A 15,848-nucleotide genomic window follows, 5' to 3' on the forward strand; every position below is an offset into this window, starting at 1 on the left:
TTTGCATCCCCCTAAAGAATAAATATTCATTTTCTTTTATAATAATACACACTTTAACACCTTTTACAAAATGTATCAAGAGTCATTTTCAAATTTTTTCAAACAATTTCGTCGAACTTCTTTCTGTTTTCATGTACAATAAACGCAGGAAAACGGGGGGTGAACTTATGGAAAAGTATTTCTTATACGATGAACATCTAGGAATTGAAATTCCGCATTTACAAGAAGACTGGGAAAGTATCCCCGAAAAAATGCAGCATGCTATTTTATTAAAATGGGAGCAAGTTCGCGGGAGAATCCCTGATCGTATAAAAGAACTGGAACACTATATAAATGCAAAACAACATCATTTAAATCACGAAGAAGACTTCGAAATTTCTTGCAAACTTAATTCAGAAATTGCCGATCTCGCTTCCATCATTAATGACCTTTGGCTTTGGTATCGACTCACTCAAAATGTATCTGAGGGAAAAGCACACCAATGAAAAAAGCATGCCCCTCAATTACTTTGGGTCATGCTTTTTTGTCGTAACACGATTTACAATATATCTCTTGTGCTGTTTTCGCCAAACACACATCAAACGGGCCAACTCATATACTTCTTTCTTTCGGCAACTTTACAAAAGCAACTAACTCTTCTTCATACTGAATCTTTTTTTGACATGAAACGCATGTTAATTCTTTTCTTTTGAATATGTCTTTTAGCATATCTTCATTCTCCCTTTCATCTATCTATATTAATATGCTCTCATAATAGTTAAGACTTGTAAAAAAATGACACATTCCGAATTGAATCATTCATATACTATGTACAAAAGGAGGTCTAAAGCTTATGCGCGCTTTCATTATTATCGCTTTAACTTTTTTAAGTGTGATTAGCTGGGATGCGTTTTTTAAAGATAAAAGTGATGAAAAGGATACAACTGAATAAAACACATTTTTTCCTACTTATTGGACAAACCGTTACAAACTGTCCAATTCTGCAAAATAACTTAGGCTTTTCTACAAAAATATTTAAACATAACAATTTTTGTAGATTCCCTCCGTTTATTGTCGGTTTCCATCCGCATACATTTTTTGAAAGTATGATATAATAATATAAATCTTGAAGGAAGGGATTTTGATATCATGATCGCTCGAAGGAGCATGTGGCATCGTATTGACGAATCATACACGTAGCGTATTTTCCAGCTTAGATACTTTAGTCTAGCGAAAAAAATACGAGAGTGGGGAAATTATGATTGCCCGAAGGATAATTTGGCAAAAAAAAGACTCTTCTTACACATAGCGTTTTGTTTAGGACTTAATTGTTACTAGCTAAACAAAACAAAGAAGAGCAGGATTGCTAAATGAAGAATCCTACTCCACGTTTTGTTTAGTCGTTTTAAGACTTAAACTAAAACGAAGGTAGGGAGAATTGATGGACGAGAGGATTATTCGTTATTTCTTCAGCGACATATAGCGTAGTTAGTTTTTTCGTAAACTAACTGAAAGCTACATGTGAGCTCGTAGTTAGTTTACAACACAAAAAGGACTACTAACTACGGAAAGAAGGAATAACGATGAGGAACATCCAAAGTCGACAAATTATTAAAGAAGTTTTTATGGTTTTAATCGGTTCATTTATTTTAGCAGCAGCGCTATATCACATTCACTTTCAAAACCACTTAACAGAAGGTGGCTTTGTAGGTATTGCACTATTCATCCAAAATTTTTATGATATTTCACCATCTATTTCAACTGTAATTATGGATATCCCAATTATTCTACTGTGTGCTTCATTTTTAGGTAGAAAAATGGTTGGCTATTCATTCTTAGGTTCAATCTCATTCGGAGTATTTTATTCTCTTATGGAAAATTATTCTCCATTTACGGTAGATTTATCAAATAATTTATTTGTAGCTGCAGTAGTTGGCGGTGCGTTAGCTGGTATTGGACTCGGTTTTATATTGCGATTTGGCGGTGCAACCGGTGGAGACGATATTTTAACAATTGTATTAAGTAAACGAACTCGCTTTACAATTGGGCAAATTTTCTTCGTCTTTGACGCGATTGTTCTTGCGCTTTCATTATATTATTTAAATTGGACAGAAATTGCTTTCACTATTCTTTCGATTGCCGTACAGGCAAAAACATTGGATTTAATTTATTATCCAAAAACAGAAAAAACAGCAGAAAAGCAACCAGTATCTGTTTCAATGCCAAAAAAACATGCAACAAATTAAAAAAGCGAAAGGCCTCGGCCTCTCGCTTTTTTTATGCTCTTTTTTCTTTCTCGACTATATGGCGCACTTGATAAAATCTATTGGCAAATTCAGTAACGTTTCTTGTTAAACGATAATTCACTGTAGATCCAATCGCCATTCCAATTACTGGAATACCTTGGAATAATTTACGACGAAGAGCATAAATCGAAAATGTTTTCAAAATTTGTTTTAATATAACCTCAGTAGAAGCTGGTTGTAACACCGCTTCATCTCCTTCATAGAAGAATGAATCTTCTTGCTCTAGCTCTTGCAATAAATTGTACCATGCGTATTGCTGAAGTCTTCCTGGTAGTAATGACGCATGAAATACCTTTAATGCAAGCATCATTTCATAAGGCTTGTTCACATCATGCCCAAATGATGTCGCAATAAGTTGGACAGCCTTCACATTTAACGCAATCATAACCGGAAAATCAGCCGTTAATAATAATAAACCTCCGGCACCGGTTGCTCCGCCTTGCACGAATGAATATAGACGATGGCGTGCTGTTTGCTGCTCTGCTATGTATGTTAATTGATCAATAGATAATGCTTTCAAATCCTCTAGTTGCTCAATCGATTCATCAAATAATCTCGACGTTCCTAAAATACGATTACGCGCATCTAACTGTGATTGTGAACTTTGAATTAATGCATGCAAATGAAAGAGCCATCCATCTGCTTTCGTAAAGAAATCTTTTCGTTTTTTCTCAGGCAATTTCGCAATTGTAGTATGTACCCATTTATCAAACATTTTTTGAAAATCAGTCGCTTCTTGCTCAAATAATTGCGATTCCCATTCTTTTATATTGTCTAAAATGGCTTGTTCTCGCTTCGATCGCATCGTAACAACCACCTCGTTCGATTTTTTTCTATTGTAACATATTTGCAAATATGCTTGTACATCGCATGCTTTTTATTTACATTAGTATTCGAAACAATCTATCCGAATACATGTTATCAATTTCTACTTAGCTACATTATAATCATCTTTATACAAAATAAATAAGGAGTGATTCTATATGTATCCACGTGCCAAAGCATTCGGTCTTGCCACACATCACGGTCGCCTTCTCGTACAAGAATATCATACAGGCGATGAAACGTATTACCGACCTCTTGGCGGCTCAATTGAACTTGGTGAGAAATCAGCAGATACCGTTATTCGTGAATGTAAAGAAGAGCTTCATACAGAAGTGGAAATTATCAATTATTTAGGTTGTTTAGAAAACATCTTTCATCTAGGTAAAGAAATTGGTCATGAAATCATTCAACTATACTCTTTGCGCTTATTAGACACATCACTATATGAAATGGAAAAAATGAATATACAAGATGAGCAAACAGTATTGTATGCGAGATGGATTCCCGTGACAGCATTCATTCAAAAAGAGAAAGCACTATATCCAGATGGAATTTTGAAATATCTCCAACAAAAGAAAGACGAGATCCTATAGGATCTCGTCTTTCTTTTCATATAGTATATTAACCAATATCTCCAAGACGTAGTACGTCACGAGCGATCATAACTTCTTCGTCAGTTGGAATTACGATAATTTTTACTGGAGAGTGTGGGAAGCTGATGAATGCTTCTTCACCAAATACGTTATTACGTTTTACGTCGAAGTATACGCCCATGTACTCAAGGCCTTCTAATACGCGCTCACGAATAATTGCACTGTTTTCACCTACACCAGCTGTGAAGATGATTGCGTCTACACCTTTCATACGAGCAGTGTAAGAACCGATGTATTTGTGGATACGGCTTACGAATACATCAAGTGCTACTTTCGCACGGTGATCGCCTTCTTCTTCTTTCGCAATGATGTCACGTAGGTCACTAGAGTAACCAGTAAGACCTAACATACCACTCTTCTTGTTTAATACGTTAACTACTTCTTCTACTGTTTGGCCTGTTTTTTCCATGATGTATGGAATTAACGCAGGGTCAAGGTTACCAGAACGTGTACCCATTGTTACACCAGCAAGTGGAGTGAAGCCCATAGAAGTATCGATAGATTTACCGCCTTCTACTGCTGCGATACTTGCACCGTTACCTAAGTGACAAGAAAGTAAGCTTAAGCTTTCAAGTGGACGACCTAATAGTTCAGCCGCACGCTCAGTTACGTATTTATGAGAAGTTCCGTGGAAACCGTATTTACGGATGCCGAATTTTTCATAGTACTCATATGGTAAGCTGTATAGGAATGCAGATTCCGGCATTGTTTGGTGGAATGCTGTATCGAATACTGCTACTGCTGGTACGTTTGGTAATACTTCTTGGAATGCTTTAATACCAACAACGTTTGCTGGGTTATGAAGTGGTGCTAAATCGCTTAATTCTTCGATATCAGCTAATACTTCATCAGTAATTAAAACAGAGTCAGCAAATTTTTCGCCGCCGTGAACAACACGGTGACCGATACCGCCAATCTCCTCTAGAGATTTAACGATTCCGTTTTCAGTTAATTTTTTAAGAAGCATATTAACTGCTACTGCGTGATCTGGAATGTTTGTAATTTCTTTTTGTTTTTCGCCATCTACAGTAATAGTGAAGATACTATCTTCTAAACCGATACGTTCTACTAAACCTTTTGTTAATACTGTTTCACTTGGCATTTCAAATAATTGGAATTTTAAGGAAGAGCTTCCTGCGTTAATCGCGATGATTTTTGACATCTAGTCTTTCGCCCCTTTTTCTCTTGGTAGTTGTGTGGATGTTTCCACAAACCGCTCGATTTTATCTAATTAAATTTACTACATATGAAAACGTTTCATCATTAGCAAATTTTATACTCACGATTTTAATTTAAACATCGTCCGACATATATTTCAAGTGAAAAAATTATAACACCAAGAAAAAATATATATTACAGATTTCAAAAAAATTCAGTTAAATCTAGTATATATTTAAAAATATGACATATCATATAAAACTGTACTACATGAATTACTAACTCTGTTACATATACCTACCCTTATTTATGTGTTGCAAACCAAGTATTTAATTGATCCATAATGTTCTCCATCGCCTTCATGTTGGAGAATTTAGGTAACTCCACTAATAACGCCTGTTTTGGCATTGTTACACTAGGACCTTTCTTTTGGAGAACAAATATACTTTTTGCATTTTTCTCGTTTTTAAACATGGAAACAGGTAGTTGCAATAGTCCTTGAATAAAACATGTTTCTTTAATAAATGCATGTAATTTAGGTGCTTGATCACTTTCAAAAATGAAGTTTGGCACTAAGAAGAATAAGTACCCGCCTTCTTTCGTATGTTTCACACTTTGTTCAATAAATAAGTGGTGAGCATATGACATTCCTTCATCTGCTTTTAACTTATATTCACTTGCACCGATCTCATTTGGATAGTAACCAATCGGTAAGTCTGAAATAACTGCATCAACTGGATCGATATAAAGTGGCGCTAGTCCATCTTGATGGAAGAATTCGATTGCATGCTTTTGTAAATTCGCATTTACTAAAGCAAGTTTAATTAGCACTTCATCCACTTCTACACCAAATCCACTCATTACTAGTTCTTCTTTGGCGCTATTAAATACGGTAGTCATTAAGTTACCCGTTCCAATTGCAGGGTCTAAAACAGTAATTTCTGCTTTACCTTGCATAAATTTATGGAATAAATAACTCATGAACATGCCAACTGCATCAGGCGTCATTTCGTGATTCGCTTGTACGCCTTCTTTCATCCCTTTTAAGATGGCTAACTGAAACGCTTTACGAATTTCTTCACCTTTATATGTTTCTTCATTAAACGTACTATATTCACGATTCAACCTTTCAATTGCTGATTCGGATAATTCTTCTTGTAAAATCGCTCCTTCAAACAAGTTATCCCCTGTTTCTACAAGCGCCTCTAAATATGTTACATCTAATTCTTTACGTAAAACTACCGCAGAAGAATCAAAAATAGAAAATAATGTTTCCACTGTCTGACTCACGTACATTCCTCCTTCTCTCTTTTACACATAACTTATATCATACCACAAAGTGTTTTTTTCCAAAAAGAAAAAGCGACCTCCTGCAAAGAGCTCCCCTTTAAGTTATATATGATATAACGTTTTTTCTCATATATTGGTACCATTACGCAGCAATATATGAGAAAAAACGACCTCTTTATAAGAGGTCATTTTCTTCACATTACTTTGCAGATTTAGCTGCTTCTAATGCTGCTTCATAGTTTGGATGACTTGTACCTTCGCTTACGTATTCTACGTAAACTACTTTGTCGTTGCTATCTACTACGAATACTGCACGAGCAAGTAAACGAAGTTCTTTCATTACTAAGCCGTAAGCTTCACCGAATGAAAGGTCGCGGTGGTCAGAAAGTGTAACAACATTTTCTAAACCGTTTGCTGCACACCAGCGTTTTTGAGCGAATGGTAAGTCAGCGCTAATTGTTAATACTTTCGCGTTTTCAATACCTGCTGCATCTTGGTTAAAACGACGTGTTTGTGCATCACATACACCTGTGTCGATTGAAGGTACAACACTAATTAATTTTACTTCGCCTTTGTATGTTTCTAAACTTACTGGAGATAAGTCGTTTGCTAATACTTGGAAGTTTGGCGCTTGATCGCCAACTTTAACTTCTGTTCCAACTAAAGTCATTGGATTACCTTTAAAAGTTACGTTTGCCACTTGAAAATCCTCCCTTATTTAAACAAAATATGTACAATGTAAATGATAGTTTGTCCCTATCGATAATGCAAATAAAATCGCTTTATTTACAAAAAAATTAAAGAAGCTAATCTATTGATCAGCTTCTTTATTCGTTAAATTTGAAATTCAGGATCGTCTTCTCTTCGTTTATCCATCATTTCCTTCACTTTATCAACAGCTTGTGGTGCTAATTCAATTATTTTATCGATGACGTGTGTTTGCTTATCTAAATGTAATACTTTCACACCATCTCCATTTATAACAAGAAAGGCAACAGGATTAATAGAAACTCCTCCACCGCTTCCCCCGCCAAATGGATGACGGCCTGAATGTTCTACTTTACCAAATTCACTTCCACCAGCAGCAAATCCGAAACTTACTTTCGAAACGGTAAGAATTACACTTCCATCTGCCGCTTTAATTGGGTCACCAACAATTGTATTTACATCAGTCATTTGTTTTAAATGCTGCATTGCCGTTGTCATTAAACCTTGAATTGGATGGTCCATTCTATATCCCCCCTATGCTTGAACAGATTTTTCTGTCATACCAGATTTTTGCTTCCTCATAAACATGAGTAATTTTATCGCTGTTTTTACAGTACGGAATATACGAAAAGATGCTGTTAATTCACATCTTGATGCAAATCCCTTCCCTTGAAAAACAGGAGTAATTTCAAATTCTGGTACGTCGACAATATGCATATATTGTCCTACAACTCCAGCAGCCATTCCTTTTGTCCCCCATGCATATCCAGTGACAATTCCAGTACTAGCTGCGTCGCCTGCTCCAATTTGCGTATGCCATTTCCAACCATTGATTTTCACTCGTTTGAGAAAATCTTTAACAATAGTATGAACTTCTTGCAGCTTTTTTATCAGTTCACCAATGCTATCAAGTTGCGCTATAATTTTATTATCTAGTCCGCCGTCCTCTTCAGCTTTTTCAATTTTTTGTCCTGTTTTCTTCTGCTGTTTTTCAATTCTTTCCAACACATCAAATGTATATCGAATCATCCAGATTTTCACTTGAAACAAACATTGCTTTTCCATTTCTGAATATAAAAATGTCACCTTAAGCGATATTTTCGACAATAGTATAAGCAAAATAAAAAGGAGAAGAATTATTATTCCAATTACGAGCCAATTCATACGTATCATCCTTTCACTCCGTACCCATTATCGACAAGTTTATTCATCATTAAACAGAACTCCTTAAGATTGAATATAAAAATTTTTCTAAAAATAAAAAGGTATTTTGACATTTTATATCGAAATATATTATTTGAACATATCGTCAGGGAACGGACTCTAATGATATGTAGCACGAAAAACAGAAAATTTAACTGCAGTGGAGGGATACATAATGGCAGATCGTCGCAATTTATTTTTCTTTTATGGTGATGACAAAGCAACGCTCGTTGAAAAAATGAAACCAATCTATCGTATTTTAGAAGAGAATGGATTTACCATATTAGATCATCCAAAAAATGCAAACGCTATCGTCAGTGTTGGAGATGATGCAACTTTCTTACAAGCCGTTCGTAAAACTGGTTTTAGAGAAGATTGTTTATACGCAGGGATTTCTACGAAAGATGAAATTTCGTTCTACTGCGATTTCCACCTTGATCACATTGATACAGCCCTTCAAGAAATTACAAAAAATGAAATTGAAGTGCGAAAATATCCAACAATTCAGGTAGATGTAGATCACGGTACATCTTTCCATTGTTTAAATGAGTTCTCATTACGTTCTAGCATTATTAAAACATTCGTTGTAGATGTTCACGTTGATGATTTATATTTCGAAACATTTAGAGGTGACGGTTTAGTTGTTTCTACCCCAACAGGAAGTACAGCTTACAATAAATCATTGCACGGTGCAGTTGTTGATCCGCTTATCCCTTGCTTCCAAGTAAGTGAATTAGCATCACTAAATAACAACACATACCGTACACTCGGTTCACCGTTCATTTTAAATCACGAACGTACATTAACTTTAAAACTAAGACCAGACGGTAATGATTATCCTGTTATCGGTTTGGATAATGAAGCGCTTAGCATTAAACAAGTGGAAAAAGCTGTTGTACGCTTAAGCGATAAACAAATTAAAACAGTTAAATTAAAAAACAATTCTTTCTGGGAAAAAGTACAGAGAACGTTTTTATAGTATTAAAATAACCGCCGACTTATGGGATTCCATAAGTCGGCGGTTATTTATTTCTCTCGCTATCGGCCACTACTCTTGTCATATTTTGTCGGTAAGTCGATATATTCCGAAAATCGCTGATATATTTTCACGCACCTTTTCTATACACAATCTTCCCATCAATTACGGTCATCGCCGCTTGTACTTCTCTTATTTCTTCTGGCTCTATTTCAAAAATATTGCGGTCTAATATCGTAAAGTCCGCTTCATAGCCTTTTGTAATTTGCCCTCGCTTCGCTTCTTTTCCGATTGCATAGGCACTTCCTGTTGTAAATAAAGAAACAGCCTCATATGCCGTTAGCCTTTCTTCCGGCATATAGCATACACCGTCAATAAAACTTCTGCGTGTAACAGCGCTATATATACCTAGAAACGGATTTACTTGTTCAATTGGAGCATCCGAGCCACCGTTACAGTGTAATCCTGCCTCCAGTAACGTCTTCCAAGCATACGCATAACGAAGACGATGCTCGCCTAGTTTTTCAATGACTGATGGGAAGTCCGATGACACAAATACGGGCTGAATATCAATAATGGCTTGTAAGTTTTTCATTCTCTCAATCAATTCTTCACGAGCAAGCTGGCAATGAATAATCCGATCACGTAATCCTTCTGCTGGTGGATATAATTCAAGTGCATCAATCACATACTGGAGCGATAAATCACCGATTGTATGAATCGCAACTGACATATGTAAATCTCGTGCTTTTTTCACTAACTCCGCAAGCTCTTCACGTGAGAAAATTGCAACCCCATTTGTTTCCTGCGCATCTTCATACGGTTCACTTAATAAAGCTGTTCTTCCGCCAAAAGAGCCGTCAGAAAAAATTTTCATCGCCCCCAATTCAATATAGTGCTCATTTTCATATTCTTTTCGTTCATGTGCTACTTCATGGTGTACGAGCAAGTGTGCTTTAAATGGCATTTCCTTTATAACATGAGAAAACGCATTGTGCGTTTTTCTAAAACCACCGTAATAATTTAAATCTTCCGTATGCCCGCCAACGAGTCCATATTGCCAGCAGTCTTTAATCGCTGTTTGCAAAGCGCTTTGTAAATAAGCTTCATCAATTTCAGGCTGAACATGTTTCATTAACTCTTGCCCTTGTTCATATAAAAGGCCTGTTAACATATTTGATGAATCACGGCCAATTTTCCCACCTTTCGGATCTTGCGTCGTTTCTGTTATGTTCGCTTCTTGTAGTATATATGAATTCACCCATGTAACGTGGCGACAAACACGTTTTAATAAAATCGGATGTTCTTTAGAGATTTCATCTAAATCACGTACGTGAACTTGTTTTGTATCTGTAAAATTATTTTCATTCCAGCCTTCTCCAATAATCCAAGAACCTTTTGGCGCTTCTTCTACTCGTTTCTGAACGAGAGTTAGCACTTCGCTATACGATGTACAATTTGATAGATCCAAACGAAGTAATCTCTCTCCATGCCCAATCAGATGCATATGACTATCAACGAGACCTGGAATCATTGTTTTCCCCTCTAAATCGTACAACTTCACCGCAACATATCGGTTTTCTAACTCTTCTTTAGTCCCGATATCCACAATCCTGCCATTTTCAACGTAAACAGCGTCCACTTTTTCGTTTTCTTCTCTCATCGTGTAAATGGTGCCGCCATACCAAATTTCTCCCATATATCTCATCTCCTTTGTTTTATTGTATAAAAAAAAGCACCATTTCAAAACATGGTGCTTTTCTAAAAATTACTTTTGTTCAGTAGTAGACGTTGTAACTTGCCATTCAATATTAAATTTATCTTTTACTTGTCCGTATGCTGGGCTCCAGAACGTTTCTTGAAGTGGCATGATAACCTCTCCACCTTCTTGTAACTTATCGAATACTTCTTTCGCCTTTTCCGCGTTACTAATTTGAATTGCGATTGTTACTTGAGATCCGATTGCATGCCCTTGACCTGGGAATGTATCAGAAATCATAAGTTCCGTATTACCAACTTTTAAAGTAGCGTGTAAAACGCGCTCTTTTGCTTCAGCTGGAATCGGGTATTCTGGATTTTCAGGCATGTCACCAAAAGTTTGCATGACTTCTACTTTTGCATCTAACGCCTCTTTATAAAACTGTACAGCTTCTTGCCCACTACCATCTAAAACTAAGTACGGATTAATACCTAAAATCATACGGACACCTCTTTTTTAAATTTATAAAATCGAACTTGTGTTCGTTTTTATAATATCATATGGTTTGTAGTTCATTCAACTATTTTCGAAATTATTTTGAAGGAATCTCCATCTCTTGTTTTCTAAGTTCAATACGGCGAATTTTTCCAGAAATCGTTTTTGGTAGTTCATCTACAAATTCAATTTTGCGAGGGTATTTATATGGTGCAGTAAGTTCTTTGACGTGTTGTTGGAGTATTGGAATTAATGTTTCTTCGTTCTTTTCTATATTCTCTCTTAATACGATAAATGCCTTCACGACACTTCCGCGAATTTCATCAGGGCTTGCGACAACCGCACACTCTCTTACGTAAGGATGTTTTACAAGTGCATCTTCTACTTCAAACGGTCCGATTGTATAGCCAGAACTAATAATAATATCATCTCCGCGTCCTTCAAACCAGAAATAGCCGTCTTCATCTTTCTTCGCTTTATCACCGGTAATATAATAATCACCGCGGAATTGCATCGCTGTGCGCTCATCGTCTTTATAATACTGTTTAAAGAGGGCTGGTGTTTCAATGTGAACTGCAATATCACCAACTTCTCCTATCTTTACCGGAATACCTTCCTCATCTACAATATCAACGTGGTTACCTGGCGTCGGTTTTCCCATTGATCCTGGTCTAATATCCATCCCTTTCATTACACCAACAAGTAATGTATTTTCCGTTTGCCCATAGCCGTCTCTTACTGTAATATCAAAGTGCTTTTGGAACGTTCCAATGACTTCTCTATTTAACGGCTCGCCTGCGGATACAGCGCTATGTAAAGCTTCTAAATTGTACTCACTTAAGTCTTCTACTTTTGCCATTAATCTATACTCAGTCGGCGTACAACAAAGTACATTCACCTTATTCTCATCTAATAAATTTAAATATGTTTTCGGTTCAAATTTACCGTTGTATACAAATCCTGTTGCCCCTGATCCTAGAGTTGCTAAAAATGGACTCCAAATCCACTTTTGCCAGCCTGGACTAGCTGTCGCCCATACAACATCATTCTCTTCAATTCCGAGCCAATTTGGAGCGCTCGTACGTAAATGAGCGTATGCCCATGCATGCGTATGAACAACACCTTTTGGATTTCCTGTCGTCCCTGACGTGTAAGATAAAAAGACCATATCTTCTTTATCTGTCTTCGCCATTTCTAACAGGTCACTTTCTGTTTCTAACGCTGTTTTTAAATTAATCCATCCACCTACTGACTGCTCGCTCAGAACGAATTTTTGAAGAGATTCCATCGCTTCTATATCATCAAACTGCCCAATGTACGGCTCATAACTTACGATTGCTTTTACTTCTCCGTGTCCAATGCGATATTCGATATCCTTTTTGCGCAACATTTCCGAACTCGGAATTACGACAAATCCTGCTTTAATCGCAGCGATATACGTCATGTATGCTTCAATTAAACGCGGCATCATGATAAGAAGCTTGTCCCCTTTTTGCAGACCACTCTTTATAAAAGCGTTTCCAATTCTATTCGCACCTTGCATTAACTCAGCGTATGTAACTTCTCGTCTATTCCCTTTATCATCTTGCCAAATTAAAGCAAGCTTCTCTTTATCACCTGTATATTTCTCTATTTCGGAAACTAAATTATAAGACGGTGGCGCCAACAATTCTTCTCTCTTCATAAAATATCCTCCTTCGTTTCTATGCCTCCCTTATATAATAAAGAATTTTCAGTTAATTTTGAACCCTCTTCTTTTGACAAATTTTTTATGTCTATGTCGAAATGAATGTATAACGATGCAAACAACAAAAAGAAAGAGCGGGAGAACCCGCTCTTTCTAAGCCATCGTATATGGGATTATTTTTGGAAACCGCCTAATTGTTGCTCAGCTAGTGAAACTAGACGTTTAGTGATTTCGCCACCAACAGAACCGTTAGCGCGAGATGTTGCATCAGCTCCAAGTTGAACACCAAACTCTTGAGCGATTTCGTATTTCATTTGATCTAATGCTGCTTGAGCACCAGATACTGCTAATTTATTGTTGCTTGCCATGTTGTATCACCTCCTTGTGAGTATAGAGTGTGATAAACAACATGACTTCATACATATTTTAGATATGGTAATTTATGGTTTTAGAAAAGTTCTTCGAATTTTTCTTCTTCCGCCACTACTTCTACCGTTTGTAATACCATTGTTTCTTTATTCGCTACAGCTTCGTCAATTAATGGTGCGAAATCGTATTTTGCTTCAAAACGATTCGCTTTTTCACGCTTTGGCTTCGTCGCTGGGCTTGCTGGTGTGAATACTGTACAGCAATCTTCGTACGGACGAATTGAAATATCATATGTGCCAATTTCTTCAGCGATTTTAATAATTTCTAATTTATCCATCGTAATAAGTGGACGAATAACCGGATAGTTTGTTACTTCGTTGATCGTATGCATACTATCTAATGTTTGGCTTGCTACTTGTCCAAGACTTTCACCAGTCGTGATTGCAAGTGCATTACGCTCCTCTGCGATACGCTCTGTAATATGCATCATCATACGGCGCATAACTGTCATTGAATAGCTAGATGGAATTTCTTTATTAATCGTTTTTTGCACTTCTGTAAATGGAACAAGGTGAAGCGTTACACGTTTACAGTACTTCGTTAACTCTTGTGCTAAATCGATTACTTTTTGTTTTGCACGCTCACTTGTGAAAGGTGGGCTATGGAAGTGAACTGCTTCCACAGACACGCCGCGTTTCATCGTTAAGTACGCTGCTACTGGGCTATCGATACCACCAGAAAGAAGTACCATTACTTTTCCGCCAACGCCAACTGGTAAACCACCAGCGCCCATATGCTCACCACACATAATATAGCTGTAACCACTGCGAATTTCTATACGTACATTCACATCTGGATTATGAACATCTACTGTGATATCCTCTGTATTTTCTAAAATGTGCCCACCGATTTCTGGAAGTAACTCCATCGTCTTCATTGGGAAGCGCTTATCAGAACGGTGCACTGTAATTTTAAATGTTTTCACATCATCTTTTACTTGCAAGAAAGCTGCCAATGCACCTTTTTTAATATCTTCTAATTCTGATGGTACTTTCATCGCTAAGTTAAATTTATGAATACCAAATACATCTTTCAATCTTTCAGAAATTGCTTCATGGTCTTCGCCATTTAATTGGATGTACATACGATCATGTGTTGCATCGATTTTAATATTTGGGAACTTTTTCAGTTTAAACTTTACGTTATCTTTTAATGTGCTTACAAATTTAGAACGGTTCTTACCTTTAGTCGTCATCTCTCCATAACGAACTAAAATATATTCATATGTCATCATATTTCTTTACCTCATCACTTCATATAATTTTGGCATCGTCTCTTTCACAATACCTTCAAATTGTTTTACTTCTTCCATCGTGTTTTCTGGTGCCAAACTAATGCGAATAGCACTTGCAGCAGCGGCATGCGGTACTCCCATTGCCACTAACACTCTGCTCACTTCATTTGCTTTTGAAGAACAAGCAGACTTCGTCGATACATATACACCGTGCTCTTCTAAAGCATGAACGACCACTTCTGGTTTTAAACCAACAAATGATACATTTAAAATGTGCGGTGCTGCATATGCAAGCGACGTATTAATCGTTACATCTTCCATCTCTTTAAAGAAACGGACAAGCTCTGTTTGTAAATTTTGCAAATGAGCTACCTTTTCTTTCACTTGTTCCATTGTCATGCGAAGTGCTTTCACCATCGCTACAATGCCAGGTAAGTTCTCTGTACCGGAGCGATACTTAAGCTCTTGTTGACCACCTGATAAAATTGGATCTAACCTTACGCCATCACGTACATAAAGAAGACCCGTTCCCTTTACACTGTGGAATTTATGTCCAGATATTGAGCAAAGATCAATATGAGAAGCATATAAATCAAGCGGTACTTTTCCTATCCCTTGTACATGGTCCACATGGAATCTTATTTTCGGATAGTTCGATAATAACGTTCCAATTTCAGCAACAGGCTGAATTGCTCCAGTCTCGTTGTTCACATGAATAATTGACACAAGAATCGTATCTTCACGAAGTGCTCGTTTTACATCCTCTACCGATACAACACCATGCTCATTAACCGGTAAATATGTTACATCAAAACCGAGATCTTCTAATTGTTTATATGCTTCAAACACAGACGCGTGTTCAATATTTGTTGTAATGATATGTTTACCGCGCGAACGATTCCTCATCGCTATTCCTTTAATCGCAAGGTTATTCCCTTCGGTTCCACCTGATGTGAAAATAATCTCAGAAGGTTTAACATGAAGAAGCTGCGCTGCAATCGTTCTTGATTGTGTTAATAGACGCTCTGCCTCTCCTCCAAGCGAATGAATAGAAGAAGGGTTTCCAAAATATTTTCCAGCAACCGTTACGTACGATTGAAGGGCTTCTGGATATGGCTTCGTCGTCGCACTATTATCAAAATAGATCATCGTTCTTCCCCTTTCAGCGCTATCACATCATATAATCATATCACAAATACGTGTAAT

The 15,848-nt window shown here is 36.9% G+C and carries 16 protein-coding genes and 1 pseudogene; 4 read left to right on the plus strand and 13 right to left on the minus strand.

What is annotated here, in order from left to right; genetic code table 11:
- The first annotated feature begins 167 nt into the window (after positions 1-167).
- Positions 168-485, plus strand: coding sequence for a hypothetical protein (locus tag ACXY7N_RS21005; protein ID WP_016085969.1), 318 nt, complete (start codon positions 168-170; stop codon positions 483-485).
- A gap of 28 nt (positions 486-513) precedes the next feature.
- Here the strand turns inward: ACXY7N_RS21005 and ACXY7N_RS21010 are convergent.
- Positions 514-708 (minus strand): annotated as a pseudogene (locus ACXY7N_RS21010) (hypothetical protein).
- Positions 709-1,562: 854 nt separating this feature from the next.
- Between ACXY7N_RS21010 and ACXY7N_RS21015 the strand changes: the two are divergent.
- The gene (locus ACXY7N_RS21015; protein ID WP_016085966.1) at positions 1,563-2,225 is read left to right on the plus strand and encodes a YitT family protein; all 663 of its coding nucleotides are present in this window, start codon (positions 1,563-1,565) and stop codon (positions 2,223-2,225) included.
- Between the two features lie 31 nt (positions 2,226-2,256).
- On the opposite strand, the gene ACXY7N_RS21020 is transcribed toward ACXY7N_RS21015, so the two are convergent.
- Positions 2,257-3,090 (minus strand): EcsC family protein, encoded by an 834-nt coding sequence (locus ACXY7N_RS21020; RefSeq protein WP_016085965.1) that lies wholly within the window; start codon positions 3,088-3,090, stop codon positions 2,257-2,259.
- A 178-nt stretch (positions 3,091-3,268) separates the two neighbouring features.
- Between ACXY7N_RS21020 and ACXY7N_RS21025 the strand changes: the two genes are divergently transcribed.
- Positions 3,269-3,703, plus strand: coding sequence for an NUDIX hydrolase (locus tag ACXY7N_RS21025; RefSeq protein ID WP_016136843.1), 435 nt, complete (start codon positions 3,269-3,271; stop codon positions 3,701-3,703).
- Positions 3,704-3,731: 28 nt separating this feature from the next.
- Here ACXY7N_RS21025 and ackA read toward each other — a convergent pair whose 3' ends face one another.
- The 5 genes from ackA to ACXY7N_RS21050 form a co-directional block, all read right to left on the minus strand.
- Positions 3,732-4,925, minus strand: a complete 1,194-nt coding sequence (gene ackA, locus ACXY7N_RS21030) for an acetate kinase (RefSeq protein ID WP_016085963.1) — start codon at positions 4,923-4,925, stop codon at positions 3,732-3,734.
- Between the two features lie 299 nt (positions 4,926-5,224).
- Entirely contained in the window at positions 5,225-6,211 is a 987-nt protein-coding gene (locus ACXY7N_RS21035) for a class I SAM-dependent methyltransferase (RefSeq protein WP_016085962.1), read from the minus strand.
- A 199-nt stretch (positions 6,212-6,410) separates the two neighbouring features.
- Complete coding sequence (gene tpx / locus ACXY7N_RS21040) at positions 6,411-6,911, minus strand: thiol peroxidase (RefSeq protein ID WP_000024529.1); 501 nt, start codon at positions 6,909-6,911, stop codon at positions 6,411-6,413.
- A 134-nt stretch (positions 6,912-7,045) separates the two neighbouring features.
- Complete coding sequence (gene ytfJ, locus ACXY7N_RS21045) at positions 7,046-7,441, minus strand: GerW family sporulation protein (RefSeq protein ID WP_016085960.1); 396 nt, start codon at positions 7,439-7,441, stop codon at positions 7,046-7,048.
- A 12-nt stretch (positions 7,442-7,453) separates the two neighbouring features.
- Entirely contained in the window at positions 7,454-8,092 is a 639-nt protein-coding gene (locus ACXY7N_RS21050) for a DUF2953 domain-containing protein (RefSeq protein WP_016085959.1), read from the minus strand.
- 205 nt (positions 8,093-8,297) lie between these two features.
- Between ACXY7N_RS21050 and ACXY7N_RS21055 the strand changes: the two genes are divergently transcribed.
- Positions 8,298-9,101, plus strand: a complete 804-nt coding sequence (locus ACXY7N_RS21055) for an NAD kinase (protein WP_016085958.1) — start codon at positions 8,298-8,300, stop codon at positions 9,099-9,101.
- Between the two features lie 127 nt (positions 9,102-9,228).
- On the opposite strand, the gene ACXY7N_RS21060 is transcribed toward ACXY7N_RS21055, so the two are convergent.
- The 6 genes from ACXY7N_RS21060 to ACXY7N_RS21085 form a co-directional block, all read right to left on the minus strand.
- On the minus strand, positions 9,229-10,797 hold the full coding sequence (locus ACXY7N_RS21060; protein WP_016085957.1) for an amidohydrolase: 1,569 nt from the start codon (positions 10,795-10,797) through the stop codon (positions 9,229-9,231).
- Positions 10,798-10,866: 69 nt separating this feature from the next.
- Positions 10,867-11,298: a VOC family protein gene (locus tag ACXY7N_RS21065; RefSeq protein WP_016085956.1), complete on the minus strand. Its 432-nt coding sequence runs from the start codon at positions 11,296-11,298 to the stop codon at positions 10,867-10,869.
- Between the two features lie 91 nt (positions 11,299-11,389).
- Positions 11,390-12,976, minus strand: a complete 1,587-nt coding sequence (gene mbcS, locus ACXY7N_RS21070; protein ID WP_016085955.1) for an acyl-CoA synthetase MbcS — start codon at positions 12,974-12,976, stop codon at positions 11,390-11,392.
- Positions 12,977-13,152: 176 nt separating this feature from the next.
- A complete protein-coding gene (locus tag ACXY7N_RS21075) occupies positions 13,153-13,347 on the minus strand; it encodes an alpha/beta-type small acid-soluble spore protein (protein WP_000157912.1) in 195 nt (64 codons plus the stop codon).
- A gap of 80 nt (positions 13,348-13,427) precedes the next feature.
- Positions 13,428-14,642 (minus strand): tRNA uracil 4-sulfurtransferase ThiI, encoded by a 1,215-nt coding sequence (gene thiI, locus ACXY7N_RS21080; RefSeq protein WP_353811013.1) that lies wholly within the window; start codon positions 14,640-14,642, stop codon positions 13,428-13,430.
- 6 nt (positions 14,643-14,648) lie between these two features.
- Positions 14,649-15,791: a cysteine desulfurase family protein gene (locus tag ACXY7N_RS21085; RefSeq protein ID WP_016085953.1), complete on the minus strand. Its 1,143-nt coding sequence runs from the start codon at positions 15,789-15,791 to the stop codon at positions 14,649-14,651.
- Positions 15,792-15,848: the final 57 nt, after the last annotated feature.

Source organism: Bacillus sp. 5w2 (assembly GCF_054353775.1).

What these genes read in the sequence shown, in the direction of transcription:
- ACXY7N_RS21005 (WP_016085969.1), top strand. Translation starts at nt 168, where the DNA reads ATGGAAAAGTATTTCTTATACGATGAACATCTAGGAATTGAAATTCCG.
- ACXY7N_RS21015 (WP_016085966.1), top strand. Translation starts at nt 1,563, where the DNA reads ATGAGGAACATCCAAAGTCGACAAATTATTAAAGAAGTTTTTATGGTT.
- ACXY7N_RS21020 (WP_016085965.1), bottom strand. Translation starts at nt 3,090, where the DNA reads ATGCGATCGAAGCGAGAACAAGCCATTTTAGACAATATAAAAGAATGG.
- ACXY7N_RS21025 (WP_016136843.1), top strand. Translation starts at nt 3,269, where the DNA reads ATGTATCCACGTGCCAAAGCATTCGGTCTTGCCACACATCACGGTCGC.
- ackA (WP_016085963.1), bottom strand. Translation starts at nt 4,925, where the DNA reads ATGTCAAAAATCATCGCGATTAACGCAGGAAGCTCTTCCTTAAAATTC.
- ytfJ (WP_016085960.1), bottom strand. Translation starts at nt 7,441, where the DNA reads ATGGACCATCCAATTCAAGGTTTAATGACAACGGCAATGCAGCATTTA.
- ACXY7N_RS21050 (WP_016085959.1), bottom strand. Translation starts at nt 8,092, where the DNA reads ATGATACGTATGAATTGGCTCGTAATTGGAATAATAATTCTTCTCCTT.
- ACXY7N_RS21055 (WP_016085958.1), top strand. Translation starts at nt 8,298, where the DNA reads ATGGCAGATCGTCGCAATTTATTTTTCTTTTATGGTGATGACAAAGCA.
- ACXY7N_RS21060 (WP_016085957.1), bottom strand. Translation starts at nt 10,797, where the DNA reads ATGGGAGAAATTTGGTATGGCGGCACCATTTACACGATGAGAGAAGAA.
- ACXY7N_RS21065 (WP_016085956.1), bottom strand. Translation starts at nt 11,298, where the DNA reads ATGATTTTAGGTATTAATCCGTACTTAGTTTTAGATGGTAGTGGGCAA.
- mbcS (WP_016085955.1), bottom strand. Translation starts at nt 12,976, where the DNA reads ATGAAGAGAGAAGAATTGTTGGCGCCACCGTCTTATAATTTAGTTTCC.
- ACXY7N_RS21075 (WP_000157912.1), bottom strand. Translation starts at nt 13,347, where the DNA reads ATGGCAAGCAACAATAAATTAGCAGTATCTGGTGCTCAAGCAGCATTA.
- thiI (WP_353811013.1), bottom strand. Translation starts at nt 14,642, where the DNA reads ATGATGACATATGAATATATTTTAGTTCGTTATGGAGAGATGACGACT.
- ACXY7N_RS21085 (WP_016085953.1), bottom strand. Translation starts at nt 15,791, where the DNA reads ATGATCTATTTTGATAATAGTGCGACGACGAAGCCATATCCAGAAGCC.